This window comes from Geomonas sp. Red32 (assembly GCF_023652955.1).
Lineage (GTDB): Bacteria > Desulfobacterota > Desulfuromonadia > Geobacterales > Geobacteraceae > Geomonas.
The window spans coordinates 90,281-116,100 of sequence record NZ_JAKLOY010000009.1; the positions used below are offsets into that span (position 1 = coordinate 90,281).

General features: G+C 62.8%; 23 protein-coding genes. 13 read left to right on the forward strand and 10 right to left on the reverse strand.

Annotated features, from left to right (window positions below; all coding sequences use genetic code 11):
• Positions 1-195: 195 nt before the first annotated feature.
• Positions 196-519: a DUF2905 domain-containing protein gene (locus tag L4X63_RS24035; RefSeq protein ID WP_502799929.1), complete on the reverse strand. Its 324-nt coding sequence runs from the start codon at positions 517-519 to the stop codon at positions 196-198.
• Positions 520-669: 150 nt separating this feature from the next.
• Between L4X63_RS24035 and L4X63_RS19740 the strand changes: the two genes are divergently transcribed.
• The 5 genes from L4X63_RS19740 (at position 670) to L4X63_RS19760 (ending at position 5,553) form a co-directional block, all read left to right on the forward strand.
• On the forward strand, positions 670-1,677 hold the full coding sequence (locus tag L4X63_RS19740; protein ID WP_250680381.1) for a sulfate ABC transporter substrate-binding protein: 1,008 nt from the start codon (positions 670-672) through the stop codon (positions 1,675-1,677).
• A 157-nt stretch (positions 1,678-1,834) separates the two neighbouring features.
• Entirely contained in the window at positions 1,835-2,662 is an 828-nt protein-coding gene (locus tag L4X63_RS19745) for a nucleotide-binding protein (RefSeq protein ID WP_250680382.1), read from the forward strand.
• Positions 2,663-2,670: 8 nt separating this feature from the next.
• On the forward strand, positions 2,671-3,501 hold the full coding sequence (cysT, locus tag L4X63_RS19750) for a sulfate ABC transporter permease subunit CysT (protein WP_250680383.1): 831 nt from the start codon (positions 2,671-2,673) through the stop codon (positions 3,499-3,501).
• Between the two features lie 106 nt (positions 3,502-3,607).
• A complete protein-coding gene (gene cysW / locus L4X63_RS19755) occupies positions 3,608-4,474 on the forward strand; it encodes a sulfate ABC transporter permease subunit CysW (protein WP_250680384.1) in 867 nt (288 codons plus the stop codon).
• An 11-nt stretch (positions 4,475-4,485) separates the two neighbouring features.
• A complete protein-coding gene (locus L4X63_RS19760; RefSeq protein WP_250680385.1) occupies positions 4,486-5,553 on the forward strand; it encodes a sulfate/molybdate ABC transporter ATP-binding protein in 1,068 nt (355 codons plus the stop codon).
• A gap of 396 nt (positions 5,554-5,949) precedes the next feature.
• Here L4X63_RS19760 and L4X63_RS19765 read toward each other — a convergent pair whose 3' ends face one another.
• The 7 genes from L4X63_RS19765 to L4X63_RS19795 form a co-directional block, all read right to left on the reverse strand.
• Complete coding sequence (locus L4X63_RS19765; RefSeq protein WP_250680386.1) at positions 5,950-6,261, reverse strand: hypothetical protein; 312 nt, start codon at positions 6,259-6,261, stop codon at positions 5,950-5,952.
• Between the two features lie 94 nt (positions 6,262-6,355).
• Positions 6,356-7,738, reverse strand: coding sequence for a cytochrome C (locus L4X63_RS19770; RefSeq protein ID WP_250680387.1), 1,383 nt, complete (start codon positions 7,736-7,738; stop codon positions 6,356-6,358).
• A 59-nt stretch (positions 7,739-7,797) separates the two neighbouring features.
• A complete protein-coding gene (locus L4X63_RS19775) occupies positions 7,798-8,115 on the reverse strand; it encodes a hypothetical protein (protein WP_250680388.1) in 318 nt (105 codons plus the stop codon).
• Between the two features lie 48 nt (positions 8,116-8,163).
• Complete coding sequence (locus tag L4X63_RS19780; protein ID WP_250680389.1) at positions 8,164-9,819, reverse strand: DUF3373 domain-containing protein; 1,656 nt, start codon at positions 9,817-9,819, stop codon at positions 8,164-8,166.
• A 95-nt stretch (positions 9,820-9,914) separates the two neighbouring features.
• Positions 9,915-11,381, reverse strand: coding sequence for a sigma-54-dependent transcriptional regulator (locus L4X63_RS19785; protein ID WP_250680390.1), 1,467 nt, complete (start codon positions 11,379-11,381; stop codon positions 9,915-9,917).
• Between the two features lie 77 nt (positions 11,382-11,458).
• A complete protein-coding gene (locus tag L4X63_RS19790; RefSeq protein WP_502799930.1) occupies positions 11,459-13,294 on the reverse strand; it encodes a cytochrome c3 family protein in 1,836 nt (611 codons plus the stop codon).
• Positions 13,295-13,472: 178 nt separating this feature from the next.
• The gene (locus L4X63_RS19795; RefSeq protein WP_250680391.1) at positions 13,473-13,688 is read right to left on the reverse strand and encodes a hypothetical protein; all 216 of its coding nucleotides are present in this window, start codon (positions 13,686-13,688) and stop codon (positions 13,473-13,475) included.
• Positions 13,689-13,975: 287 nt separating this feature from the next.
• Between L4X63_RS19795 and L4X63_RS19800 the strand changes: the two genes are divergently transcribed.
• A complete protein-coding gene (locus L4X63_RS19800) occupies positions 13,976-14,887 on the forward strand; it encodes a LysR family transcriptional regulator (RefSeq protein WP_284694728.1) in 912 nt (303 codons plus the stop codon).
• 177 nt (positions 14,888-15,064) lie between these two features.
• Here L4X63_RS19800 and L4X63_RS19805 read toward each other — a convergent pair whose 3' ends face one another.
• Entirely contained in the window at positions 15,065-15,415 is a 351-nt protein-coding gene (locus L4X63_RS19805; RefSeq protein WP_250680393.1) for an Ig domain-containing protein, read from the reverse strand.
• Between the two features lie 242 nt (positions 15,416-15,657).
• Between L4X63_RS19805 and L4X63_RS19810 the strand changes: the two genes are divergently transcribed.
• The 5 genes from L4X63_RS19810 to L4X63_RS19830 all read left to right on the forward strand — a co-directional run bounded on the left by L4X63_RS19810 (position 15,658) and on the right by L4X63_RS19830 (position 21,004).
• Positions 15,658-17,097 (forward strand): B12-binding domain-containing radical SAM protein, encoded by a 1,440-nt coding sequence (locus L4X63_RS19810; protein WP_250680394.1) that lies wholly within the window; start codon positions 15,658-15,660, stop codon positions 17,095-17,097.
• Positions 17,094-17,735 (forward strand): sugar transferase, encoded by a 642-nt coding sequence (locus L4X63_RS19815; RefSeq protein WP_250680395.1) that lies wholly within the window; start codon positions 17,094-17,096, stop codon positions 17,733-17,735. The genes L4X63_RS19810 and L4X63_RS19815 overlap by 4 nt, the downstream gene beginning before the upstream one ends.
• A 5-nt stretch (positions 17,736-17,740) precedes the next feature.
• Positions 17,741-18,469, forward strand: a complete 729-nt coding sequence (gene creB / locus L4X63_RS19820; RefSeq protein ID WP_250680396.1) for a two-component system response regulator CreB — start codon at positions 17,741-17,743, stop codon at positions 18,467-18,469.
• Positions 18,466-19,893, forward strand: a complete 1,428-nt coding sequence (gene creC / locus L4X63_RS19825) for a two-component system sensor histidine kinase CreC (RefSeq protein ID WP_250680397.1) — start codon at positions 18,466-18,468, stop codon at positions 19,891-19,893. The genes creB and creC overlap by 4 nt, the downstream gene beginning before the upstream one ends.
• Before the next feature lie 205 nt (positions 19,894-20,098).
• Positions 20,099-21,004: an NmrA family NAD(P)-binding protein gene (locus L4X63_RS19830; protein WP_250680398.1), complete on the forward strand. Its 906-nt coding sequence runs from the start codon at positions 20,099-20,101 to the stop codon at positions 21,002-21,004.
• A 43-nt stretch (positions 21,005-21,047) separates the two neighbouring features.
• Here L4X63_RS19830 and L4X63_RS19835 read toward each other — a convergent pair whose 3' ends face one another.
• Positions 21,048-21,875 (reverse strand): AraC family transcriptional regulator, encoded by an 828-nt coding sequence (locus L4X63_RS19835; protein WP_250680399.1) that lies wholly within the window; start codon positions 21,873-21,875, stop codon positions 21,048-21,050.
• 255 nt (positions 21,876-22,130) lie between these two features.
• Between L4X63_RS19835 and L4X63_RS19840 the strand changes: the two genes are divergently transcribed.
• Positions 22,131-22,898, forward strand: a complete 768-nt coding sequence (locus L4X63_RS19840) for a class I SAM-dependent methyltransferase (RefSeq protein WP_250680400.1) — start codon at positions 22,131-22,133, stop codon at positions 22,896-22,898.
• A gap of 327 nt (positions 22,899-23,225) precedes the next feature.
• The gene (locus tag L4X63_RS23765; protein ID WP_284694729.1) at positions 23,226-25,796 is read left to right on the forward strand and encodes an NAD(P)H-dependent oxidoreductase subunit E; all 2,571 of its coding nucleotides are present in this window, start codon (positions 23,226-23,228) and stop codon (positions 25,794-25,796) included.
• Positions 25,797-25,820: the final 24 nt, after the last annotated feature.

Consider the following 25,820-nt stretch of genomic DNA (forward strand, 5'->3'; position numbering starts at 1 on the left):
GTGGCGAGAGCTGGAGGTAATCGGCGCAGCAACAGCTCGTCTCGCAACAGTCTGCTTCGAGCTGAGCCGGCCCCTGCTCGGGAGAGCATAGCTCTAGCTGCATCTCTGCATCGGTTGCCGCGTGAAAGTCCATGCACGGGTGAGCAAAACAGGCTACCGGAGTCAGTAGTACGACCACTATAAGCAGTATGGCTGTCAGGCTCTCGCGCATGCCCGGTAAGATATCAAAGTTTTCAAAAAGGGCAACGTATCTTTGCATTCCCAAAAGAAACCAGACGAACTCCACAGCCGGCAGATGTCGCCGGGGAGCCGTCCCAGCGAGGGGATGCGGCCGGCTAGGGTCAGGATCACGCCGATGAGGGCGCTGATGAGACCGGGAATGATGAGCAGGTGGGGGGCTGTGTCAAAAGCAGTTCCCCCTGACCTATCTCGACGATCTTCATCCCTCCGTGGCCCCGGCGAAGTGGACGCCGGGCCAATGCGTATTGCGAATAGCTGCTTCCTCGTGGATGTGGCGATGTCATGCCGGTGATGACCTTGTGGTAACTTGACCGTATTGGTGTGGTAGGGTGTTTATTTTTTCTTGACAGTAGTGCCGTTGAAGTCTATAAGTGGACCTCGTCAATTAGTCTATTAAATCTGTAGGACAAATCAACTGGAGGGGTTGCCATGAAAAAAACGATTGTTGCGGCGGTACTTTTCACCCTGGGCGTCGCCATGCTGCCGGTCACCGCAGTCGCCAAGGATTTTCTCAACGTCTCGTACGATCCGACCCGCGAGCTTTACCAGGACTTCAACAAGGCCTTTGCCAGGAAATGGAAGAAGGAAACCGGTCAGGAGGTGACCTTCAAGCAGTCGCACGGTGGATCCGGCAAGCAGGCCCGGGGGGTGATCGACGGGCTGGAGGCAGACGTCGTGACCCTCGCCCTTGCCTACGACATCGATGAGATCCATGACAAGGCGAAGCTGATCCCCGAAAACTGGCAAAAACGCCTCCCCCATAACAGCTCTCCGTACACCTCGACGATCGTCTTCCTGGTCCGGAAGGGGAACCCGAAACAGATCCGGGACTGGAACGACCTGATCCGGCCGGGAGTCCAGGTGATCACCCCTAACCCGAAGACCTCCGGTGGGGCGCGCTGGAACTACCTGGCTGCATGGGCCTACGCGCTGAAGCAGAAGGGGGGGAACGAAGCCAAGGCCAAGGCGTTCGTTGCCGATCTCTTCAGGCATGTGCCGGTCCTCGATTCCGGTGCCCGCGGGGCGACTACCACCTTCGTGCAGCGGGGGCAGGGGGATGTGCTGCTGGCCTGGGAGAACGAGGCCTTCCTCGCGGTGAACGAACTCGGGAGGGACAAATTCCAGATCGTGGTCCCCTCGCTGAGCATCCTGGCCGAGCCCCCGGTGTCGGTGGTCGACAAGGTGGTGGACAGGAAGGGAACCCGCAAGCTCGCCGAGGAATACGTGAAGTACCTCTATTCCCCCGAGGGGCAGGAGATCGCCGCCAAGAGGTATTACCGGCCACGTGACAAGAAGGTGGCCGCGCGGTACGCCAAGGTCTTCCCGAAGGTGAAGCTGGTTACCATCGACGATACCTTCGGGGGGTGGCGCAAGGCGCAGAAGACCCACTTCGCCGACGGCGGGGTATTCGACCAGATTTATGCCGGGGGGAGATAGGCCATGTTTCACCGGCGCTTACAGCCTGCGCGGCAATCACCCGCTTGGAGCGGAAAGGGGCGGGGCCGGGTAATCGCCCGGTCTGCCCGGGAACCCCACGGCGCAGCCGGCCTTTCCGGTGGCCGGGCGGTAGCGCCAAGCGGAAGGAGAGCCTGAGATGGCGGCCGAACATGTGGTCATCGTCGGCAAAGGCGGGGTGGGAAAATCGACCACCGCGGTCAACCTCGCAGCTGCCCTGGCCGAGGCGGGGAAACGGGTCGTTTTTATTGGGTACGACCCCCACGGGAACTCTTCCCTGCCTCTGCGCGGAGAGAGTGAGCTGGCACCGCTGCCAGGATGGAGCGGCGAGGCTTCGCCGCAGTACGCCCGCGGGTACCGGCATTCGATCTGCCTCGAAGCGGGGGAACCGGTTTGCGAAGGGGAGGATCCCGGCGCGGCCGGCCTCATGATGCACCCCCTGCTGGCCGCCTACCGGCCCGAGTTCGTCGTGCATGACGTCTCCCGGGAGCCGGCGGCGAGCTTCGGAGTTCCGGCCGCGGTGGAAGGGGTGCCGCGTATCCTCGTGGTGACAACGGCAGACATGGCCGCCCTGCAGAGCGCGAATGCCTGCTTCGGCTGGCTTAATACCCTTCCGGCGGCCAATTGCCGCTTCGGCGGAGTGGTCGTTAACAATTTGACCGGCCCCCTCTACGAGTCGATCGTTTCCGATTTCGTCAGCCGGACCGGGACCTCGATTGCGGCCACCGTCTCCCGCTCGCTCATGGTTTCGGTAAGCGATTTCTATAACCAGACCCTGATCGAAGCCGCGCCCGTCTCGCAGATTTCCTTCGCCTATCGGAAGCTTGCCGGCTCCGTCATGCATGCCCGCGAAGTACGGCGCCCCAAGTTCCTGGAGGAAGAGGCGCTAAAGAAGTGGGCTCTTAGGTGGGGTGAGGTGATAACCGAGCTGGAGACCGGAGTGGTCGCCGGTGGGTTGGGGATCTAGGAGATTTTATGGCATCGCATGGCGGAAAGAACAACGTCCTGCCCGGTTTCACACCGAGCCTCGGCTGCACCGTTTTGTACCTGAGCATCATCGTGCTCATCCCCCTGTCGTCGTTATTTTTCAAGACGGCGACCCTCACCTGGGATGAGTTTGTCGCCGCCGTGACCGCGCCGCGGGTGGTCGCCTCCTACCGGGTCACCTTCGGCTCTTCCCTGGCCGCGGCCCTGGTCAACGCATTCTTCGGTGTGCTGGTCGCCTGGGTGCTGGTGCGCTACCGGTTTCCCGGGAAAAGGCTGGTGGACGCCCTGGTGGATCTCCCCTTCGCCCTGCCGACCGCGGTTGCCGGGATCACCCTGGCCAGCATCTACTCCCCGAACGGCTGGCTTGGGCGCTACCTCGAACCGCACGGTATCAAGGTAGCCTTCACTCCTTTGGGTATCGTGGTTGCCATGGTCTTCATCGGTCTTCCCTTCGTCGTCCGGACGGTGCAGCCGGTGCTGGAGGAACTGGACCGGGAGCTGGAGGAGGCCGCCTCCTGCCTCGGAGCGAGCCGCTGGCAGACCTTTTACCGGATCATCTTTCCGTCCATGCTTCCTGCCATCCTCACCGGGTTCGCCTTGGCCTTCGCCAGGGCAGCCGGTGAATACGGCTCGGTCATCTTCATTGCCGGTAACATGCCGAAGGTCTCGGAGATAACTCCGCTGCTGATAATCACCAAACTGGAGCAGTACGATTATGCCGGAGCGACTGCCATCGCCTCCCTGATGCTCGTTGTCTCGTTCTTGCTGCTCTTATCCATCAACCTGCTGCAGAAGTGGAGCCGCCGCTTCGCCGAGTAGCTCTTTTGCCACCCCGTCGACCGGATGACCACGCCAATCCCTCTCCCGGGCGGGGGGCGGCGGGCGCGCAATTGCCGCCAAAACAGAAACTTTTTCGAGGTACGAGATGCAGGTCTCCATTCATCGCACGGTAAAGAAAAACGGGACCTCCGGTATCGCCGAACCGGCCTGGGTCCGCTACCTGCTGCTGGCCGTGGCCCTTTCCTTCCTGACCCTGTTCCTGATGCTCCCGCTGGCCGCCGTCTTCGTCCAGGCTCTGGACAAGGGGTGGGAGGCCTACCTGGAGGCACTCAAGGACCCGGACACCTTCTCCGCCATCAAGCTCACCTTGGTGGCCGCCGCCTGCAGCGTCCCGGTCAACCTCGTCTTCGGTGTGACCGCCGCCTGGGCCATCGCCAAGTTCGCCTTTCCGGGGAAGAGCCTGCTGATCACCCTGATCGACCTGCCGTTCTCGGTTTCCCCGGTGGTGTCCGGGCTGATCTACGTGCTCATCTTCGGGCTGCAGGGGTGGCTCGGTCCGTGGCTGCAGGCCCACGACGTCAAGATCATCTTCGCCGTTCCCGGCATCATCCTCGCCACCATCTTCGTCACCTTCCCGTTCATAGCGCGCGAACTGATCCCTCTCATGGAGTCCCAGGGGCGGGAGGAGGAGGAGGCGGCGCTGACCCTGGGGGCGAGCGGACTGCAGACCTTCTTCAGGGTGACGCTCCCCAACGTCAGGTGGGGGATCCTCTACGGGGTGATCCTCTGTAACGCGCGGGCCATGGGGGAATTCGGAGCGGTATCGGTGGTTTCGGGGCACGTGCGGGGCTCGACCAACACCATCCCGCTCCAGGTGGAGATCCTTTACAACGAGTACAGCTACGCCGCGGCCTTTGCCGTGGCCTCGCTCCTGGCGATGCTGGCCCTGGTGACCCTGGCCGTCAAGAGCGTGGCGGAATGGAAAATCCGGCAGGTCTCTGCCGCGGAGTGAAAGGGGTACCGATGAGCATCACGATAGAGAATCTCAGCAAGAATTTCGGCAACTTTGCCGCCCTGAGCGACGTCAACCTCGAGGTCCCGTCCGGTGAACTGGTCGCGCTTTTGGGGCCTTCCGGCTCCGGAAAGACCTCGCTGTTGCGGATCATTGCCGGACTGGAGCATCCCGACCGGGGAACGGTCCTCTTTAACGGGCAGGAGGCCACCCGGCGTCAGGTGAAACAGCGCAAGGTGGGCTTCGTCTTCCAGCACTACGCGCTCTTTCGCCACATGACGGTCTTCGACAACATCGCCTTCGGCTTGACGGTGAAGGCGAAAGCGGAACGGCCCGGCAAGGCGGAAATACGCGACAAGGTGGCACGTCTGCTGAAGCTGATCCAACTGGAACAGTTGGCCGGGCGCTACCCGGGGCAACTCTCGGGAGGGCAACGCCAAAGGGTGGCGCTGGCCCGGGCGCTGGCGGTGGAGCCGGAGGTGTTGCTGCTGGATGAGCCGTTCGGCGCCCTGGATGCCAAGGTACGCCTGGAGCTGCGCCGCTGGCTCAGACGGCTGCACGATGAGATCCATGTGACGAGCGTCTTCGTTACCCACGACCAGGAGGAAGCGCTGGAGGTTGCCGACCGCATCGTCGTCATGAACAAAGGGCGCATCGAGCAGGAGGGGACCCCATCGGAAGTCTACGACCATCCCGCCACCCCTTTTGTCTTCGATTTCCTGGGGAGCGTGAACCTCTTTCGAGGGAGGGTGCATGCCGGGACCGCCCAGATGGGAGGATTGAGAGTACACTCGCCCGAGCATGCCACTGCCGACGACGCTCCCGCGATCGGCTACGTACGTGCGCATGACATAACGATCGAGCGGGTGCCGGGCGAGGGGGGGGCGGTCTCTGCGGAGGTGAGCCACCTGCTGTCGGTGGGGCCGTTGGTGCGGGTGGAGCTGCGGATAGCCGGCGGCGATACCTGGGAGGCGAATCTCCCGCGCGAGGAGGCCGACCGGCTGCAGCTGGCTGTTGGGGAAAAGGTTTTTGCCAGGCCGCGCAAGATGCGTGTATTTGTTGAAGATTACCAGATCTAACTCCCGCTTGTCCGGAGGGGGCCCTCTGGTTTGAAAGGGGCAGAATAGAAAAAGGGCACCCGGTTTTTGGCCGGGTGCCTTTTTCTTGAAGCCTGGGGCGGGCGCCGTTGCTGCCGCTACCTTAACTTGACGGCGCCGCTTCGGGCCCCCCTGCCGGTTGCTACCGCTATCTCTGGCCGTGGATGACGCCGGGCTCGCCGGCACCGACCATGACGTCGGGCTCGGCCAGTACCCGTTTCGAATACCAGAGGTTGAGTACTTCATGGCCGTACACCGCTTTCAGCACCTGGGCGGTGGCGTCGTAGAGGGAAGCGGAGTGCTTCGAGAAAAGGCACCGTGGGCAGCGGTGCCCGGTCCGCCTGGCGGCGGGTTACTTGTCGGGGTTACTTGTCGGGGTTACTTGTCGGAGCGGTCGATGGCGCAGGCAACGGCCGGCTCGCCGGGGAGGGGAGTGCCGTCACCCTGACCGTCCGCCGGAGCGCCCTTTTTCTTTCCCATGCACCGGGTGGCCTTGGCGACCGCTTCTTCGTCGCCGGGAGGGTACAGCCGCGCCATTCCCCCCCGCCACGATTCCATGTAGATCATGTACCTGGTGCATTGTTCGTGCTGGCCGAAGCAGAGCTTTTTCTTTATGTACTCGGCCGCCTGCGGGAATTCCGCCATGTTGTCCTTGAAGAACTGACAACAGTCGTGTAGTTCGCATGCCATCGTCGTCACCCACCTGCTCCGCCGGGAGCGCTGTTGGCCCGTCCGCCCCGCACCGCGCTGCTGCCGGTACGGGACGAAACGGTGCCGGAACGTACTACCACTCTTCCTTCTGCTTCTCGACGAGCTGCTTGAGATAGAGCTCGGGAGTAGTCAGCCTGACGATTTCCTTGTCGCTGTAGCCGAGGTTCTTGAAGTTAAGCACCCCGTTGGGGGCGTGGCAGTTGGCGCAGGAGAGGGCCTTACCCTTGGTGACCAAGTGGTTGGAGCCGAAGTAGATGGTCTGCCAGCCGGGGACCGCGCTCTTGGCCACCTGCTCCGGGTTCTTCAGCCCGAGGGTCCGGGCCGCCGACTCGACGCCGCCGCGGGTGTCGCCGCTTGCCATGGGAGGAGCGAAGTCCATGGAGAGGAGCTCGCCGCTCTTGGCGTTGTAGAAGGCTTTACCCTGGAAGATCTTGAACGGCATGATCTTGCTCTTGCCGTCCTTGCGGCTCCCTTTGGGGCCGATGAAGTGCGGGGTGTTGGCCACGGTTCCGTTGTACCAGGCGTAGACCGGGGTGGTCTCGTTGGCCTCTTTCTTGAGGGTGGTCGGCTCGTAGAACTTGTCGGCGGTCTGGGTCCAGACGGTGAAGTCCTTGGCGAAGGCGCCGCCGGTGCGGGGGATGTGGCAGGTCTGGCAGGCGATCTTGGCGATGTGGCGGTTGAGGTCGGCATCCTTGTGCGGCTTGTCGCCGTGGCAGGAGGCGTCCGCGCAGGAGATCCGCACACCGTCGTTGGCCCAGTTGTTGGGATCGAGGCCGGTCGGGATCTTGTGGTGCTTGGCCTTGTGGCAGTCTACGCAGACCATCCCCTTGGCGGCATGGACGTCGGTGTCCTTGGTGAAGGAGAAGCCGCGCTTGACGACGTAGCCGCCGCCGGCCGCCTCGTGGCAGACCATGCAGTTCTTGACGCTCGGCTTGCCGATGGCGAGGGCGGCCTTGGTGCTGCGGTCCTGACCCATGACGATGCGTCCCTGCTCGTCTTTGTACGGCTTTCTCTTGCTGAAGTCGTAGTCGCTGGAGTGGCAGACCAGGCAGTCGATGGCTTTCTCGGCCTCGGGGCCGGTGCTCCCGACGTCGCTTAAGTGGTTCCCCGGGTGGCAGGTGTTGCAGCCGGAGAACTTGGTCTTGCCGGTCTCGGGGCTCTTGGGGATTTCCTTGAGGTTGTTGACGATATCGTTGCCGTTGCACATGACGTAGATGCGGTTCTTCATGCCGTACGGTTTCTTCGGATCGATGCCGTCGACGTTGGTCACCTTGGATTCGTGCTTCCAGTGGACGGTGTCGAGGAAGGCCTTGGCGGTGCCGGGGTGGCACTCCTCGCAGGTCTCGGGACCCTGGTAGCCGCTCTTTTCGATGCTCTCCCGCCCGAAGTGCTCACCGGCCATGGCGGTGGACGCGGCGAGGACGAAAGCCGCCGCGACGATGGTTGTTCTGGTCATTTGATTCCTCTCTTTTTTAGGTAGGCCCCGCGGTCCGTGCCGGCGGGGCATTGTTTGCGCTAGCAGCCGGCCGTCTTGCGGAAGAGCTTGGAGACGTTCTTCCCGGCGGCGGTCTCGTACTTGCAGCGGATCTCGTCCCCCTCGACGATGCGGTGGTCCTTGAACTTGTCGAGGGTGAGATCGTCGTTCACGGTGACCAGCACCGGGGTGCCGGAGCCGTTATCCTTCACCGTGGCGGTTGCGGTCTTGGCGTCCTTGCCGGCGATCTCGATCTTGGTGATGACCCCGACGAACTTGACATCTTCCGCGCAGGCGGAGCTCGCCAGACCGAGGGCCACCACTGCCGCCACAAACAACGTCGATATTGTTTTTTTCATCTCGTTCTCCTTTGTCCGGGCTCCCCGCTTGGGGGCTCTCCCGTGCGGTTAGAATTTCACTTCGAAGGTGCCGTAGATGTCGTGTGCGTACTTGACCGGGGCGAGCAGCATCATGTCGGAGGGGTTGATCGAGGAGATCTTGACCGGTGCCCCGACCCAGTTGTTGCTCCCGGTGTACTCGAAGTCGTAGTACTGGTAGCCGATCCTGAAGAAGGCCTTGGAGAGGTAGGAGGAGACGGCCTTGAGGTTGAGCCCCTGGATCAGGTAGGCCTCGTAGACGTTGCCGCGGGTCCCCAGTTTGGAGGTCCACATGTCGTCGGCGGCGGGGGCGAAGGTGATCCAGTTCTTGGAGCCGTGGTTGTATTCGAAGCCGAGCTTGGTGTCGGTCGGGGTGTAGTCGTAGCGGGCGCCCAGGTAGGCGGCCCAGCCGGTCTTGTCGTTGGGTGCTTCGGGGCGGAAGAACTGGCCGGTCATGAGCCCCTGGAATCCGGCGTTGGCGGAGACGTTCTGGTTCGGGTGGGTGACGCTCAGGCCGGCGTCGCCGAAGAAGTTGAGCTTGCCGGGGCCGATATCCTTGAGGGTGCTCATGGCGCCCGCGCCGTACCAGTCGATGGAGCCCAGGTTGACGGTGGGGGCGGTGTCGCCGAAGGCGGTGTTCTTCATGACCGGGAAGTCGAAGATGTCGAAGCCGCGGTTCCACTGCAGCCAGACGCGCAGGGGATCGGTATCGACCGGGACCACCGCCACGCCGAGCATGTCGGTGTCCTTCACGCTGTTGCCCGGGTTTTCGAACCCGGACTCGAATCCGCGGCCGTAGCAGACCTTCGCGTAGGCGCCGGGAAGCGCTTCGATGTCGGGCGCCCAGCCGATGGTCATGCCGTCGAAGGCGTAGTCGACCAGGAGGGCAGGGGTGCCGCCGTTACCGGGGCGCTCGTCGTTGGTGCGGAGGTTACTGGGGGCTCCCCCGGTGGAGGGGCGGCGGCCCACCGAGAACCAGATCGGCTGGTCGGCGATGTTGGACCAGGTCGCGTAGGCGCGGTCGACGTTCAGAAGGCTCGTGGAGGGGACATGCCCGAGGGTCCCGTCGAAGACGCCGGTCCGGTCGGCGAAGAACGGCGTGGAGCCCCCGTTGGTCACCGAGGACTCGTCCTGGGAGCCGAAGGCCTTGTAGGCGAGGAGGCGGACGTTGACGGTGACGTCCTTGGTGGCCTTGGCGTGGATGTTCAGTCCCAGCCGGTTGGTGTAGAGGGTGTCGTTGTTGGGCTTGTAGGCGGGGACGGTCTGGGCGAAGTTCTGGAGCGCCCCGAGCATGGCCTGGTTACTCCCCAGGAAGGCGTTGGCCGCCTGGTAGGTGGTGGCCCCTCTCATCTGGGTTGCGAAGTTCTGGAAGGCGGCGACCTGCGGCCCGAAACCGGCCGGATCGTTAAGAAAGCCGCTGTTCATCTGGCTCTGGGCGAAGGAAAAGGTCTGGTTGACGTCGGTGTAGGGGGTGGTGGCACCCCGCAGGCTGTCGATCCGGAAGCGGTAGTCGCCGCTCACCGACAGCCACCGGCTGAGCGATTTCTCCTCCAGCCGCTGCACCTTCCTGGTCAGATCCTCGACCTTGGTCTGCAGCGCCTGGTCGTCGGCGAGCGCTGCGGCGGGGACGGCCAGCGCCACTGCCAGCGCCCCCAACAAGAGTTTCCCTACGGTGTTCCTTTGCATGTCTCTTTCTCTCCCTCTTTCTCACTGCGAGATGACCGCGTCGAGCCGGCCCCACCAGAAGAGCGGGCAGCGCGGAGTGTTGGTAGCGGTGGCCTTCAGCTTCCCGAGGCCGGGTGATTGCCGGATCCCTCTCCGAGCCCGTGCTTCTTCATCCGGTAGCGGAGGGTGTCCCGGCTGGTCTTCAAGAGCCTAGCGGCCCTGGTCTGGTTCCCCTCGCTCATGGCGAGTGCCCGCTCGATCAGGAGCTTTTCCAGCTCGTCGAGGGCGATCCCCGAGGAGGGGAGCCGGATGGTGTCGCCGTCGGCCCGCTCTCCGCCGGTCTGCTTGCGCTCTTCGGCGGCCGCCCTGTGCTCCCCGGCGCCTGCCTTGCCGACCGGGGGGTGAGCGCGGCGTCCCCCTTTGATCTCGGAGGGAAGCTGGTCGGGGGGGAGGACGTTCCCCGGCTCCAGCATCATCAGCCTTTCGATGGCGTTGCGCAGCTCGCGGACGTTGCCGGGCCAGTGGTAGCCGGCCAGGCAGGCGAGGGTGGCGGGCGAGAGCGAGACCACCTTCCTCCCGTACTCCGCGTTGAGCGCCTCGATCAGGTACTTCACGAGCGGCTCGATGTCCTCCACCCGCTCGCGCAGCGGGGGGAGCTCTATGTGCATCACGTTGAGGCGGAAGAAGAGGTCGCCGCGGAACTTCCCCTCGGCCACCATCCTCGGGAGGTCCTGGTGGGTGGCGGCCACGATCCGGACGTCCGCCTCCACGTCCTGCTGCCCTCCGAGCCTCCTGAAACGCCGGTTCTCGATCGCCTTCAGTACCTTGGCCTGCATGGGGAGGGGCATGTCTCCGATCTCGTCGAGGAAGAGGGTTCCCCCCTGCGCCATCTCGAAGAGCCCCTTGCGCAGCCGGGAGGCGTCGGTGAAGGCGCCCTTTTCGTGGCCGAAGAGCTCGTTTTCCAGCAGGTTCTCCGGGATGGAGGCGCAGTTCACCTCGACGAAGGGGGCGCCGGCCCGGCCGCTGTGGCAGTGGATGGCTCTCGCCGCGAGCTCCTTGCCGGTGCCGCTCTCCCCGGTGATGAGCACCGTCTTCGCGTCGGCATCCGCGGCAGCCTTGAGGAGCTTGAAGATGCCGATCATCTTGGGGGAGTTGCCGATCATCTTCGCGTCGGCCGCCTCCTTGCGGAGCTCCGGCCGTTTTTCCTCTCCCCCCTCCCGCTTGGCCAGGGTCCGCCGCACCACCTCTTTGACCAGCTCCAGGTCGAACGGCTTGCCGAAGAAATCCTCCGCCCCGTCCTTGAGCGCCTGCAGCGCACAGTCGGCACTGGCGAGGGCGGTCATCACGATCACCCGGGTCTCCCCGTTTCCCCTCTTGATCCGCCTGAGGAGCTCGAGCCCGTTCATGTCGGGGAGGGAGATGTCGAGCATGATCAGCTGCGGCCGGAAGCGCTCGAACTTCTCGAGGGCCTCGGCGCCGGTCAGGGCGCTCTCCACCTCGTACCCTTCCCGGCCGAGCAGCGTCGCGAGCGAGGAGGCGATCAGCCTCTCGTCGTCTACGATCAGAATGCGGTCCTTGCCCACGTTGGTCCTTCCTGCTTGATGCCGCGGGGGAAGGTTGCCCCTCCCCCGCCTTAACCGGCTGCTCCGCATCTGCCGCATCAGTGGGGGGCGATGAAGGCGTAGGTCATCATGCAAAGGAGCGCAATGCCGGTGAAAAGGGCCAGGAAGCCGAAGGCCTTGAAGAAGAAGTCGTAGAGGGGGCCGCTCGATTTTTCGGCTTTGTACTGCTCGGTTACCCCCTGCTCTTCATAGCGTTTCCACTGGTCGCCACGCTCCTCGATGAACTCGTGCTTGGACATCTGGCCGTTGAAGATGACGAAGTCCATCGGGAACTTCTCGGGGCGCCCGTGGGTGTTGAAGAAGTGGACGGTGAAGATGAAGCCGGTGGCCAAAAGGGCCTCGTCGGAGTGGACGATGGTGGCCACGTTGAAGGCCCAGCCGGGGAGGAAGCTCCCGAAGAACTGCGGGAACCAGAGCATGAGGCCGGAGCCGCCGATGGCGAACATCCCCCAGAAGACCGCGATGAAGTCGAACTTCTCCCAGTAGGTCCACCGCTCGAAGGTCGGCTTGGGACCGCGGAGCAGGAACCAGCGGACCATGCCGGTCACGTCTTTCAGGTCGCGGAGGTTCGGGCAGAGGGAATCGGGGCCGAACAGCCGCTGGAGGAAGTTGCCGGGGAGGTCCTTGCGCAGGAAGAGGAAGTGGATCGACATCGCCAGCGCGGAGCCGAAGTAGACCATGGTGATCCCGGCGCAGATCCGGTGGATGAGCCCGGCGTTGGCGCTTCCCCCGTAGAAGTACATGAGCATCTTGGCCCAATCCTGGCTGCTGAACTTGAGCGGGAGCCCGGTCAGGGCGAGCCCCAAAAAGCTCGTGATGACCAGCAGGTGGAGGAATATGTGGCGCCTGGTGAAGCGGCGGTACTGCTTGTGCCCGTCGTGTACCGCGTGGAACAGCTCCCCGCTCTCCAGGGCCGCCTGCTTCTCACGGTTCTCGATGAAGCCGCGGCAAAGCCAGAGCAGGGTATGGAGCCAGAAGACGGCGAAGGTGGAGACCAAAAGCCCGGTCATGCTGAGGAAGGTCCAGTAGAGGACCGGGTACTTGTCGCGGTCGGTGTGCTCGCCGTGGGGGTAGTACTTGGTGAAGAGGAAGGTCGCCTTGCTGTGGCACTTGCGGCAGGTATCCACCAGGTTCTTCGGATTGACGGTGGAGCGGGGATCCCGCCCCGGGAGTACGGCGTGGGCGGTGTGGCAATCGGTGCAGCCGGCCACCCGCTCCGGGTAGCCCAGGCGGTAGTTCTTGCCGTGGTAGCTCTCCATGTAGGTCTCGACCGCCACGTTGAAGACGCCGTTACGCTCCATCATCTTGCGGTCGCTGTGGCACCTGAGGCAGACCTTGGTGTGGAACTCGCTGTTGTTGCGGCCGTCCTTGCCGGTCACCGCCTTGATCTCGTGCAGGTTGTGGCAGTCGTTGCAGGCCGCCGAATCCTGGTTGCCTGCCGCCACCGCCATGCCGTGTACCGACTGCCGGTAGACGGACTCCTTGTCGTGGCACTGGATGCACTTGGCTACCACCGCCCGCTTGTCTTTTTTCCAGTAGGTGTGGGTGTGGATGTCGGTATGGCAGGAGGCGCACCCGATGTCGTGCAGCATGTGGACGCTCGCGAAGTGCTCGGCCGCCTCCTTCTTGTGGCAGCGCACGCACTGCACCTTGCCTACTTTGATCTCCCCCTTCATGTGCCTGGCGAGGTCGGTGATCTCGACGTGGCAGCTCGTGCAGGCGTTCTTGCCGTGGACCGAGGCTGCGAAGCTGGTGGCCTGGATCTTGTCGCCGTGGCACCCGAGGCAGGTTGCCGGGTCGATGGCCATCCCCTGCTGGGCCCTGGCCGGGGTGGGTACTGCCAGCGATACCGCTATAAACAATGCAATGTAGATGAAACGCACACTTCTCTCCTGTTGCCGTTAGTGGGCGCCCGGGTTCATTTACCCGCCGGCGGGCGCACTGCTGCCGTCGATTGTTGCCGCAAGGGCGCGCGGCCCCCTCTCCCGTGCCTCGGAGGGAGGAAGCTTTGGGGGAGGGAGTGGCCGCGCACGATCTTATTTCAGATTGTGTTTACCGGTTCTTGGGGGCGAGCAGATGGTAGGAGATGGCGCCGATTCCGGGGAGCAGGAGGGTCAGGGCCGACCACCTGCGTTTTTTGGGCTTTTCCAGCGTTTCGTTGAGGGAGATTTCGTAGAGGGTGTAGTAGGTGGCGAAGAAGAGGAAGATGACGAAGAGGACGCCGCAGGCCAACATGAGTCCGAACTTGATGTTCTCCAAGTGATGCATCTTGCTAACTCCTTTGTGTGAAACAACTTATTGGTAACCACTAGCTGCACATTCATCTCACCGTAATTAACTGTTTACCCCTGTCTTACCTCCCGTTTTGGCCGCCGGGTGTTACGGTTCGGTAACGTTTTCTGGTATCGCGTAACGCGGCGTACTTTCTAATGAAAGTGTGAGTCGCTTTTTTCTTGACCTCGGCGATGGATTTAAATATATATCTTTTTGAATGTAAAACGAATATTTCTCATGGCTGGATGCGCAACACGCATAAGAAGAGGACGTTCAGGAATATGGACTCATTAAACTTGCGGAGTTTGATCGAAGTTGTCAGGACGGGAAGCTTCTCCAAGGCGGCGGAAAACCTCTTCGTAACCCAGTCAGCCATCTCCCGGAGGATCAAGTGTGTCGAGGAGGAGTGCGGTCACCCGCTGCTCGACCGCAGCGGCCCCACCATCAAGCCGACGGCGGCGGGGAAGATCTTCATCGGGGAGGCGGAGAAGATCCTGAGCCTCGAGGAGAACATGCTGCACCGGCTCGATACCCTGGAGCACAATCCCCCCATCGCCTTTGCCTGCACCCATCCCTTCGGCATCGCCTACCTCCCGGACGTCCTCAAGCGTTACACGGCCAAGTTTCCCAACCTCAAAAACCTGAAGATAGCCTTCAAGCCCCCGCACCTGGCGCTGGACGGCCTGCGGGAAGGGATCTTCGACTTCATCGTGATCGAACACTGGGAGTTGCTGGATCTGTCAGGGTACGCGACGTTTCCCTTGCCGGAGGGGGAGATGGTCTTCGTGAGCGCGCCCAAGCTGGGGCTTCCCCCCGGGACGGTGACCATAGACCAGCTGGTGAAGCAGCGGCTGTACCGCAGAAGGGAGGACTGCTGTTCCTGGAAACACCTGGCGGTGAGCATGCAGGTGGCCGGCCACGACGTGAGCGAGTTCACCGACACGGTGACCTACGACGACCTTCATGTGATAGTGCAGTCGATTGTGGATGGGGAAGGGATTGCGCTGATCTGCAGGGAGCTCGTTCAGGCTCAGATCGAGGCGGGAGTGCTCTGCGAGCACAAGGTGGAAGGTTTGGACCATCGCCGCAAGCGAACGCTGGTCATGAACAGGCAGACCGTGCTCACCCCGGGCATGAAGTTTCTCATTGCGTCCATATTCTCATCCTTCGGAATCGAGGTTCCGGAGCTGTGAAGAGGAGGGGAGCCGGCACCATGGCTAGCGCGGCTCTGCTCCGGCGTCTACTTTTCCTCAGGGTTGTTACTTCAAATCCCCCCTGTCCCCCCTTTGACAAGGGGGGACCTGTATCCCGCCGGAATCCTAGGAAGAACGTCTTGAGGAGATAAGGTAACGGGGATCCTTACCGCGGGCTCAATTGACCTGGATGCTCAGGCTCTTGGTGGCGGTCTGCGCGGGAGAGGACGAATCGGTGACCTGCACGGTGAAGGTGGAGGTACCGGCGGTGGTGGGCGATCCGGAGATCACGCCGGAGCTCATGTTGAGCCCAGCCGGAAGGGTGCCGGTCGTAACGGACCAGCTGTAGGGGGATGTGCCGCCGGTCGCGGTCAGCGTCTGGCTGTACGCCGTTCCCACGGTCCCCGCCGGGAGGGTGCTGGTGGAGACGGTCAGCGAAGAGGCCGTGTTCGTGTTCTGCGGGAACCAGTCGGCTCCGCACCCGGCCAGACAGAGTACGGTCACAAGGGCAAAAAGTAAGTGCTTCACGTCTTCCTCCGATTCCGGCGGCTGGTTGTGCCGTTTCAGGATTTTAAGATTCTAACACACAGCGGTGTCCTGCGAGTCACTGCGCATCCCTTTTTAGTTCCTCCATCCTGTCCCATCCCCCTCTGAGCGCTTTTCATAGCTCTTTCATCGCGGCTTCATACTGGCTTCACCTTCTTCTTCTATCTATAGCGGCACGATCACTGCCGGCGATGCGGCAGCTCATGCCATGAAGGAGGTACCGTATGAAGGTCAAGATGATACTCCCCGCGCTCGTGGAAGCAAAAAGCCCGTTCTGGCGCCCTATCAAGTACTCGCTGTTCCCGCCCCTGGGGCTTGCCACGCTCGCCTCATTCCTGTCGCCCGCCGACGAGGTGGAGATTGTCGACGAACACGTGGAGGAGGTCGCCGTCGACGACACGCCGGACCTGGTGGTGATCCAGGTCTATGTCACCAGCGCTTCCCGCGCCTACCGGCTGGCCGACCATTACCGTGCCAAAGGTGTCTTCGTGGCGCTGGGGGGGCTGCACGTGACGTCGGTCCCGGAAGAGGCGGCGCTCCATGCCGACGCCATTTTCCTAGGCCCCGGCGACACGACCTTTCCACAGTTCCTGGCCGATTTCCGGCGCCGGGAGGCGAAGCCGGTCTACTTCTCGCCGCTTCGTTCCCTCGACATCCCGCTCCCCCGCCGCGACCTCATCAAAAGGGAGCGCTACCTCGTCCCCAACTCGCTGGTGGTCTCCCGCGGCTGCCCCCATCACTGCAATTTCTGCTACAAGGACAACTTCTTCCAGGGGGGACCTTCTTTCTACACGAGGCGGGTCGATGCGGCGCTGGCCGAGATCGAGAGCCTGCCGGGGCGCCACCTCTATTTCCTGGACGATCACCTGCTGGGGGACCGGAAATTCAGCGCCGGCCTCTTCGAAGGCATGCGCGGCATGAAACGTCTCTTCCAGGGCGCCGCCACGGTGGATTCCATCCTGGAGGGGGATCTCATCGAGAAGGCCGTGGAGGCAGGGCTTCGCAGTATCTTCATCGGCTTCGAGTCGATCAACCCGGCCAACCTGCGGTCGAGCAACAAGCGCCAGAACCTCGGGCGGGACTACGACAGGGTGATCCGCCGCCTGGACGAGTTGGGAGTCTTCATCAACGGGAGCTTCGTGTTCGGGCTCGACGACGACGGCCCCGACGTTTTCCGGCGCACCGCCTCGTGGGCCATCGAAAGGGGGATCACCACGGCGACCTTCCATATCCTGACTCCCTACCCCGGCACCGGGCTCTTTCAATCGCTGAACGATCAAGGGCGCATCACCAGCCGGGATTGGGATCTCTACGACACGAGGCACGTGGTCTACCAGCCGAAGGGGATGAGCGCACAGGAACTGAAGGATGGCTACGACTGGGCGTACCGGGAGTTTTATAGCTGGGGATCCATCCTGGAGGGGGCGGGCTCCCACCTGGAATTCGCCAACCGCCTGCGGCACGTGCTCTACGCGGGGGGATGGAAGCGGTTCGAGCCGCTTTGGAACTTCCTGATCAAGTCCAAGGCGCTCTTTTCCATGCGCGGCGTGCTGGAATCGATTCTCTCGAGCGCCCAGAGCGCCCGCGGGGAAGCCGATAGCCAGGACGGCAAGCTCTCTCTCGATAACCGGATGTCCATCGGGGGGGTGAAAAGCTCGCTATGAAAGGTGCCTTTAATACTATCGTCGCCGGTACGGCGCTCCTGCTCTTCGCGCCGCTCCTTGTCCTCGTTGCCCTGCTGATCCTGCTCGATGACGGCGGGCCGGTTCTTTTCGTGCAAGAGCGGCTCGGCAAGAGGATGGTTCCCTTCAGCATCTACAAGTTCCGCAGCATGCGGGACGGCCGCGTGACGCGGGTGGGGCGATGGATCCGGGTGACGGGGATCGATGAGCTCTTGCAGTTCATCAACGTTCTGAAAGGGGAGATGGCAATCGTCGGCCCCCGCCCGATGACCCGGGACGACGTCGACCGTCTTGGTTGGGGCGGCCCGGACTTGGACCGATGGCGAAGCGAGCCGGGGCTGACCGGAGTGGCCCAGCTCTTCGCGGGGAAGGGGCGGCGGGTGAGCCGCTTCCTCGACGGATGCCACGCCGGACGGTGGAGCCTTTGGCTGGACATCCAGGTGATCGTCCTATCTTTCCTTGTGAACTGTGTAGGGAAGCACCGGGTACGGAATACTCTCTCCCGGTGGCGCAACTGGAGAAGGAAAACAAAAAGATTGACATATCGGTTGAAAGGAAAGAGAAACGGGGAACGGCCGAATGATTATGGCCGACTCACATTGAGTGGAAGAGGGGGCTGATACAGATGAAGGAGCGGATAGTGATTGTCGACGACGAGCCGGCTATTGTCGATGCCATCCAGTACGCCCTGGAAACGGAGGGATTCGAAACGCTCTGTTTCTCCACCGGAATGTCGGCTGTCGAGGCCCTGGCGGCGCAGCAGGTCGACCTGGTGATCCTCGACATCGGTCTCCCCGACATCGGCGGCTTCGACCTCTGCCGGCTCATCCGCCAGCAAAGCAGCGTCCCGATCATCTTCCTCACCGCGCGCTCGGGCGAGATCGACCGGATCGTCGGCCTGGAGCTCGGCGCCGACGATTACGTCACCAAGCCGTTCAGTCCCCGGGAGGTCTCGGCCAGGGTCAAGGCGGTCCTGCGCAGGACAACAGGGACAACAGGGGCAACAGGGACAACAGGGACAACAGGGGATGTGGGGAACGCCGAGCACGCCGCGTCGAGTCCCGGGGCATTTTCGGTGAACGAGTCGAAGCGGCAGATCTGCTACTACGGCAGCATGGTCGATCTCTCCCGCTACGAATACGACATCCTCAAGACCTTCATCAGGCGTCCGGGGCACGTCTACTCGCGCGAGCAGCTCATGCAGCTCGTCTGGGAGCACCCGGAGTGCAGTCTCGACCGGACCATCGACGCCCACATCAAGAACATCCGCGCCAAACTCAAGAAGATGCAGCCGGAGATCGAGGCGATCGTCACCCATCGAGGGACCGGATACGCGTTGAGGGACGACCTGTGAAACTCGGCTCCCGCATCTTCAGCGCCTTCGTGCTCATCTGCCTCATCTGCTTCTTTTACCCCGCCAGCCATTTCATCAAGGATCTCCGGATGTTCTTCCTGGAGAGCGTCGAGGATCCGCTCCAGGATCACGCCACCCTCCTCGCCAACCTGGTCGGCCGCCAGATGGAGGAGAACCGCTTCAGCGCCGACGAGCTTTACCTGGTCTTCGACCGGACCTATTCCCGCCCCCTGAGCGCGAAAATCTACGGCTTTGCCAAGAGCAGCGTCGACCTCCGGGTGTACATCACCGATAGCTCCGGAAAGGTGGTCTTCGACTCGCGCGGCAGGGAGCGCATCGGTGCCGATTACTCGAACTGGCGGGACGTGAAGCTTACCCTCAAGGGCGAGTACGGCACCAGGAGCACCCGCCTGAGCCCGAACGATCCGGCGACTTCGGTGCTGTACGTGGCGGCGCCCATCGTCGTGAACGGCAAGACGGCCGGAGTGCTGACCGTCGCCAAGCCGACCACCAACATCAATACCTTTTTGAAGCAGGAGAAAGCGAGGATCCGCAAGCTCTGGTACTTCTGCGCCGCATTGGCGATCGCCTTGTCGTTCCTGGTCTCCCTCTGGCTCACCCGCCCGATCAAGCGGCTCACCCGCTATGCCAACGACGTCCGCGACGGCAAGAGATCGCCCCTTCCCCCGATGGGGCGGAGCGAGTTGCGGGACATGGGGTTGGCGCTGGAGAACATGCGCGAGGCGCTGGAAGGGAAAAAGTACGTGGAGCAGTACGTCCACACCCTCACTCACGAGATCAAGAGCCCGCTTTCGGCCATCAGGGGGGCCGCGGAGCTGCTGGACGAACAGATGCCAGCGGAAAAAAGGAGCAAGTTTCTCTCCAATATCCGCACCGAAGCCAACCGTATCCAGGATCTGGTGGATCGCATGCTGAAGCTCTCCGAGCTCGAGGCCCAGAAGACGCTGCAGCACGTGGAGCCGGTCCCCATGGACACCCTGGTCGCCAAGGTGATCGAGAGCAAGGCCCCCATCCTTTCCTGTAAGGGGCTCCGCATCGACTGTGAGATCGCCCGGGACAGCAACGTGCAGGGCGATCCATTCCTCCTTCACCAGGCCGTTTCCAACATTGTCCAGAACTCGATCGATTTCAGCAAGCCGGGCGCGCAGATAACGGTGCGGGGAGAGATCGAGGCGGGAGGTTTTTCGCTGTCGGTCGACGACGAGGGACCGGGGATTCCGGAGTACTGCCTGGAGCGGGTCTTCGACCGGTTCTTCTCGCTCCAGCGCCCCGACACGGGGAAAAAGAGCACCGGCTTGGGGCTCAACTTTGTGAGGGAGGTGGCGATGTTGCACCGCGGGGAGATCCGGCTGGAGAACCTCCCCAGCAAAGGGCTCCGCGCGGTGATGAGCCTGCCGGTTTAAGCCGGGAGGGGACAGACAGAGCGTATGAAAAGGCACCTGGTCCGGGATCAGGTGCCTTTTTGCATCGAAGATCTCCCTCACCCGGCCTCCCTATCCCTCTCCCACGAGATAGGGTCCGCACGGCGAAACTGGCCCCCCCGGGGTGGAGAGGGGTTATAATGAGAAGAGAGAACAAGCCCCGCGCGAGGGGGGAAAGGAGATACAGATGTTAGTCATAACGGGGGCAACCGGCAATATAGGGAAAACGGCCACTGCTCTTTTGCTGGAACGCGGGGAGCGGGTGCGGGTCATCGGCAGGGATAGGACTAAGCTGCAACATCTGGTGGAGATAGGGGCCGAGGCGGCGGTGGGGGACTTGAATGACCTCCCGTTTGTCACCGATGCCTTCAAGGGGGCAAAGGCGGTCTTTGCCATGATCCCGCCTCCTCAATTTTCGATAGCGAGTTTCCGCAATCACCAGCGGGAGGTCGGGGAAACCATTGCTTCGGCGCTGGCCGCGGCGAAGGTTGGGTATGTGGTCAACCTGAGCAGCCAGGGGGCGGAGCTCTCCTCAGGAACCGGCCCGGTGGTGGGGCTGCACGAGCAGGAGGAACGGCTGAACCGGCTGGACCTGAACGTGCTCCATCTCCGCCCGACCTACTTCATGGAGAACCTCATGGCCTCTATCCCGTTCATCCGTGAGCACGGTATCGCCGGATCGGCGGTGCGGGGTGATATCAAGCTGGCCATGATCGCTACCAGGGACATCGCGGAGAAGGTTGCCGGTCATCTGGCCGCGCTGGATTTCCAAGGGAAAGAGGTGCGGGACCTCCTTGGGGAGAGGGATCTTACCCTGCAAGAGGCTTTCGGGGTGATCGGCCGCCGGATCGGCATGCCGGACCTCAAATACGTGCAGTTCAACCCCGATGAGGCGTTCAAGGGGATGACCATGTCAGGGTTCAGCTCAGACACCGCCCGGCTCTTCATTGAGATGAGCAAGGCGCTCAACGAGGGGCTGTTCGGCGTCAACCGCCCGCGTAACGCCGCCAATACCACGCCGACTTCGATTGAGGAGTTCGCCAAGAGCTTCGCGGCGGTGTACCAGGGGGCGGTGCATATGCACGCCGAATGATTGGCAATTGCTCCCCTCTCCCCTGAAGGGGGGAGGGGGGCGGTTAGATTTTTCCTTCTTGCCGCTTTGCGTACTGGCGCGGGGAACTGCCTAACTCTTTGCGGAACATCTCGATGAAGGCGCTCAGGCTCTGGTAGCCGAGATCGTAAGCGACGGCGGTGACTTGGTCGCCACTTCCCAGCCTTTTTACCGCTTCCTGTAACAGTAGCCTCTTTCTCCAAGCGCCGAAGGTGAGACCGGTCTCGGCCTGGAAAAGGCGCGCGAGGGTCCGGCCACTCGCCCCCGCCTCACGTCCCCACGCCTCCACATCGCGGTCGTCCCCCGGATTGGCCAGTAACTGCTCGGTCACCCGCAAGGCACGCTCGTCCCTCGGCATCGGAAGATGCAGCGGCGTGGTCTCCGCCTGCCGCAATTCGTCCAGAAGGACCTGCATCAGCCGCCATCCCGCACTCTTCGGAAGATAATCCTCTCCGATCTCCACCGCCTTCAGCACCAGCTCCCGCAAGAGCGGCGTCACCTTCAGTATGGTGCAGATCTCCGGCAGACCCTTCACCGCGCTCGGATCGACGAAAAGGTTGCGCAACGAGACGTCGCAGGGGAAATAGACTTCGTGCTCCTGGTTGGGAGGAACCCAGACGGCCTGGGAGGGTGGGACGACCCAGATGTCGCGGCCGCAGATGACCCGCATCACGCCGCTGCTGGCGAAGATCAGTTGGCCGCGGGGATGGCTGTGGACGGCCGCGCACCCCACTTCGCGGGCTCCCATCTTCTGGGGGCTCACTTCGATGGCCAGCGGGATGACCGGCAGACTCTCATCCAGCCGGAAGCCAAGCTCAATGGGGGCTATTCTTGTCAGTTTCGCGACAGTCATTGTCGCACTATAGATAGACTGTCACGGGGAGGCAAGTTATAGTTGCCGCCAATAAAACGGGAAAAGGCAAATCCCCCCTGTCCCCCCTGCCGTTAAGTTAAGCTCTCCCCCTCCCTGATGGGAGGGGGCCGGGGGGGCGGGTGAAGCCGCAAGCTACGGGAAATGTGGCACCTTCCCCCACCCCCTAACCCCCTCCCTCAAGGGGAGGGGGAACTTTGAGCTGAGCCAAATTAGAATTAATGAAAGGAGCAGAAGATGAGTCGCAGCCACCTGCAGGAGATTGTTTCCCAGTTTTCCCAACAGGCCATTCCCTTTGCCCAGGTACCGGGGCACCTCGATGCCATGGAGTTGCTGGTCGAGCTTTCCAAGCCTACCAAGGACGATCTGGTGCTGGACGTTGCTTGCGGTCCGGGGCTCGTGGCCTGCGAGTTCGCCCGCCACGCTGGGCAGGTGACCGGTATCGACATCACCCCGGCTATGATTGAGCAGGCGGCCAGGCGCCAGCAGGAGCTTGGCCTGACTAACCTCACCTGGACCGAAGGGGACGTCGTCCCGCTCCCTTACCCTGACGACTCATTCTCGCTGGTGATCACCCGCTACAGCTTCCACCACTTCCTGGAACCCCAGCGGGCGCTGGCTGAGATGATCCGGGTCTGCCGGCCGGGAGGGAGAGTGCTGGTGGCCGATGTGGCCATCGAGCCTGCCAAGGTGGAAGCCTACGACCGGCTGGAGATCATGCGCGATCCCTCGCACACGCACGCACTGACCACCGAGGAGTTCTCCGCGCTGATGCTCGCTTCCGGGCTCGTCGATTGCCGGCAGGGGAGCTATCGGGTGGAGATCGAGCTTGAGGCCCAGTTGAAGGCGTCCTTTCCCAAGCCGGGCGACAAGGAGCGGCTGCGGGAGATGATCACCGCCGACGTCGGAGCCGACAGCTTCGGCATCGCCCCCCGACGGGCCGGCGACACCATCGTCTACAGCGTCCCCATCGGCGTCTTCGTAGGGAGAAAATTGGCGGTTTGACCGGGACGCACTGGCAGGAGGTCCCCCCCTTTGGAAAGGTTCATCGCGGGATACCGAGGATAATTTCGGGAACGAGGTCCCCCCCTTTGAAAAAGGGGGACTTTTAACCTATCCCGAAATTCTTTCAAGGACCTTTGAAAGAGGTGGATTTCTCGAATCGCTACTGCTCCGCAAGAGGGCGGAAAGGCGAGGATTTTCTAACGTGGGGGGAGGTGTGTAGATCTTGATGTGGCTGCGGCAAAATGGTACTGTTTCCAATTCCCGCTCCCGCTCAATTTTTATCTCTCAGCCGGTGTTTGCCCCGGCGCTGTTAGTACCGGAGAAGGCATGTGCAGTTGTAACGAGTCGTCCAGCGTACTGGATGCTTTTCCCGAAAAGAAGCTGGCACTTGAAAGGTACATTGAAGGACTCGCCTCGACCGCGGAACTGAGGAAAAGCCGCACCCACCTCATCTCAACGCTTCACAAGGCGCAGGAGCTTTTCGGCTATCTGCCGCAGGAAGTCCAGCTCTTCGTCGCAGCCAAGTTCAAGCTGCAGCTCTCCGATGTCTACGGCGTGGTCAGCTTCTACTCTTTCTTCGTCACCCAGCCGCCGGGAAAATTCAGGATCAGTGTCTGCACCGGGACCGCCTGCTTCGTCAAGGGCGCGGACCGGGTGCTGCGGGAGTTCGAGAACGTGCTCGGCATCGCTCATGGCGAAACGAGCGAAGACCGCGAGTTCTCCCTCGGCGCCCTCCGCTGTGTCGGTGCCTGCAGCCTGGCGCCGGTCGTCATGGTCAACGACCGCGTGTACGGCAACGTCACCCCCGAAATGGTGCGGGGCATCGTCGAGGGGTGCAGCGCTTCCTTGGAAGGAGCCGGGATAGCGGAGGAGGGCAATGCTTCCGCTGAAGATGCTGGGATAGCGGAGGAGAGCATCGCTTCCACTGAAAGTGCGGGGGGAGCGGACGACAGCACCGGTGTCATGGAAGGCGCGGGGGTAGCGGGCCTGGGCAACGCTGTGACGGAAGGTGCTGGTCAGGCAGGCGCAGGCAACGGTTCGACGGAAGGTGTGGCCGATGGTGCGGAAAGGCTCCGGAGGCTGGTCGCCGGTCTGAAGGCAGGCAAGGAAAAGCGGGAGGGGCTCGCCGTCCTGGTTTCGCTGGGAACCTGCGGGATCGCGGCCGGCGGGAAGGCCGTCTACGACGCACTGAAGCGGGCTGCGGAAGAGCTTGGGCTCGCCGGGGCGGTGGAGATGGTGGAGACCGGCTGCATGGGGCTTTGCCACAGCGAGCCGACGGTCGAGCTGGTTGATCGCCAGAGCGGCGCCAAGCTTATCTACGGGAACGTTACCCCCGGCGACGCCGCGGCCATCCTGACCGCCGGCATGGCGGGGACCGGCCGGGTGGCGACGCTGGAGCGCTCCTGGTACGTGCCGGAGGACGAGGAGGATTTCCCCGGCTGCCACCAGACCCGCATCGTGCTCCGTAACAGCGGGCGGATCAATCCCGCGAAGATCGAGGACTACCTGGAGTACTCGGGCTACCAGGCGCTCTCCCGGGTGCTGACCGCCATGACGCCGGACGAGGTGATCGACGTGATCGAGGCCTCGGGGCTGCGCGGGCGCGGCGGGGGAGGGTTCCCGACCGGGAAGAAGTGGCGCTTTGCCGCGGGGGTGCAGAGCGACGAGAAATACGTGATCTGCAACGCCGACGAAGGGGACCCCGGCGCGTTCATGGACCGGGCCATCCTCGAAGGGGACCCGCACGCTGTCCTGGAGGCGATGGCGATCACCGGCTACGCGATCGGCGCCAGCCATGGCATCATCTACATCCGGGCCGAGTACCCGCTGGCCATCGAACGGCTGGAGACCGCGCTTAAGCAGGCGCGGGACGCCGGGCTGATCGGCGCCGGCATCCTTGCTACCGGGTTTTCCTTCGATATCGAGATCAAGTACGGCGCCGGTGCCTTCGTCTGCGGAGAGGAGACCGCCCTCATCCAGTCCGTCGAGGGGATGCGCGGCATGCCGACCTACAAGCCTCCCTTCCCCGCCATCGCTGGTCTCTGGGGGAAACCCACCATCGTCAACAACGTCGAGACCCTCGCCAACATCTGCCCGATCATCAGAAAGGGCGCCCAGTGGTTCCGGAGCATCGGGACGGAAAACTCCCCCGGGACCAAGGTCTTCGCCCTGGCAGGCAAGGTGAACCGGGTGGGACTGGTCGAGGTACCGATGGGGACCACGCTGCGGCAGGTCATCTTCGAGATGGGGGGCGGTATCGTCGGTGGAAAGGGCTTCAAGGCGGTCCAGACCGGCGGCCCTTCCGGCGGCTGCCTTACCGAAAAGAATCTCGACCTCCCGATCGATTACGACACCTTGAAGGCCAAGGGGTCGATGATGGGCTCCGGCGGCATGATCGTCATGGACGAGGACGACTGCATGGTCGACGTCGCCAAGTTCTTCCTCGACTTCACCATGGAGGAGTCGTGCGGCAAGTGCATGCCGTGCCGCATCGGCAGCAAGCAGCTCTTCATGGTGCTCGACCGGATTTCCAAGGGAAACGGGGTGGAAGGGGACATCGAGACGATACGCACCATCGCCCAGGCGATGACCACTGCTTCGCTCTGCGCGCTGGGGCAGACGGCGCCCAACCCGGTGCTCTCCACCCTGCGGCACTTCCCCGAGGAGTACCGGGCCCACCTCGTCGACAAGCGCTGCCCGGCCAAGCGGTGCAGCGAGCTTCTCACCTACTCCATCGACATCGAGCGGTGCATCGGCTGCACGCTCTGCAGCAGGAGCTGCCCGGTGAAGTGCATCTCGGGGAAGGTGAAGACACCCCACCGGATCGACGAAAGGGACTGCATCCGCTGCGGGGAGTGCCTCAGGGCCTGCAAGTTCGACGCGGTGGTGGTGCGGTGAGGCGAATGTGGACGCAACGTCAGT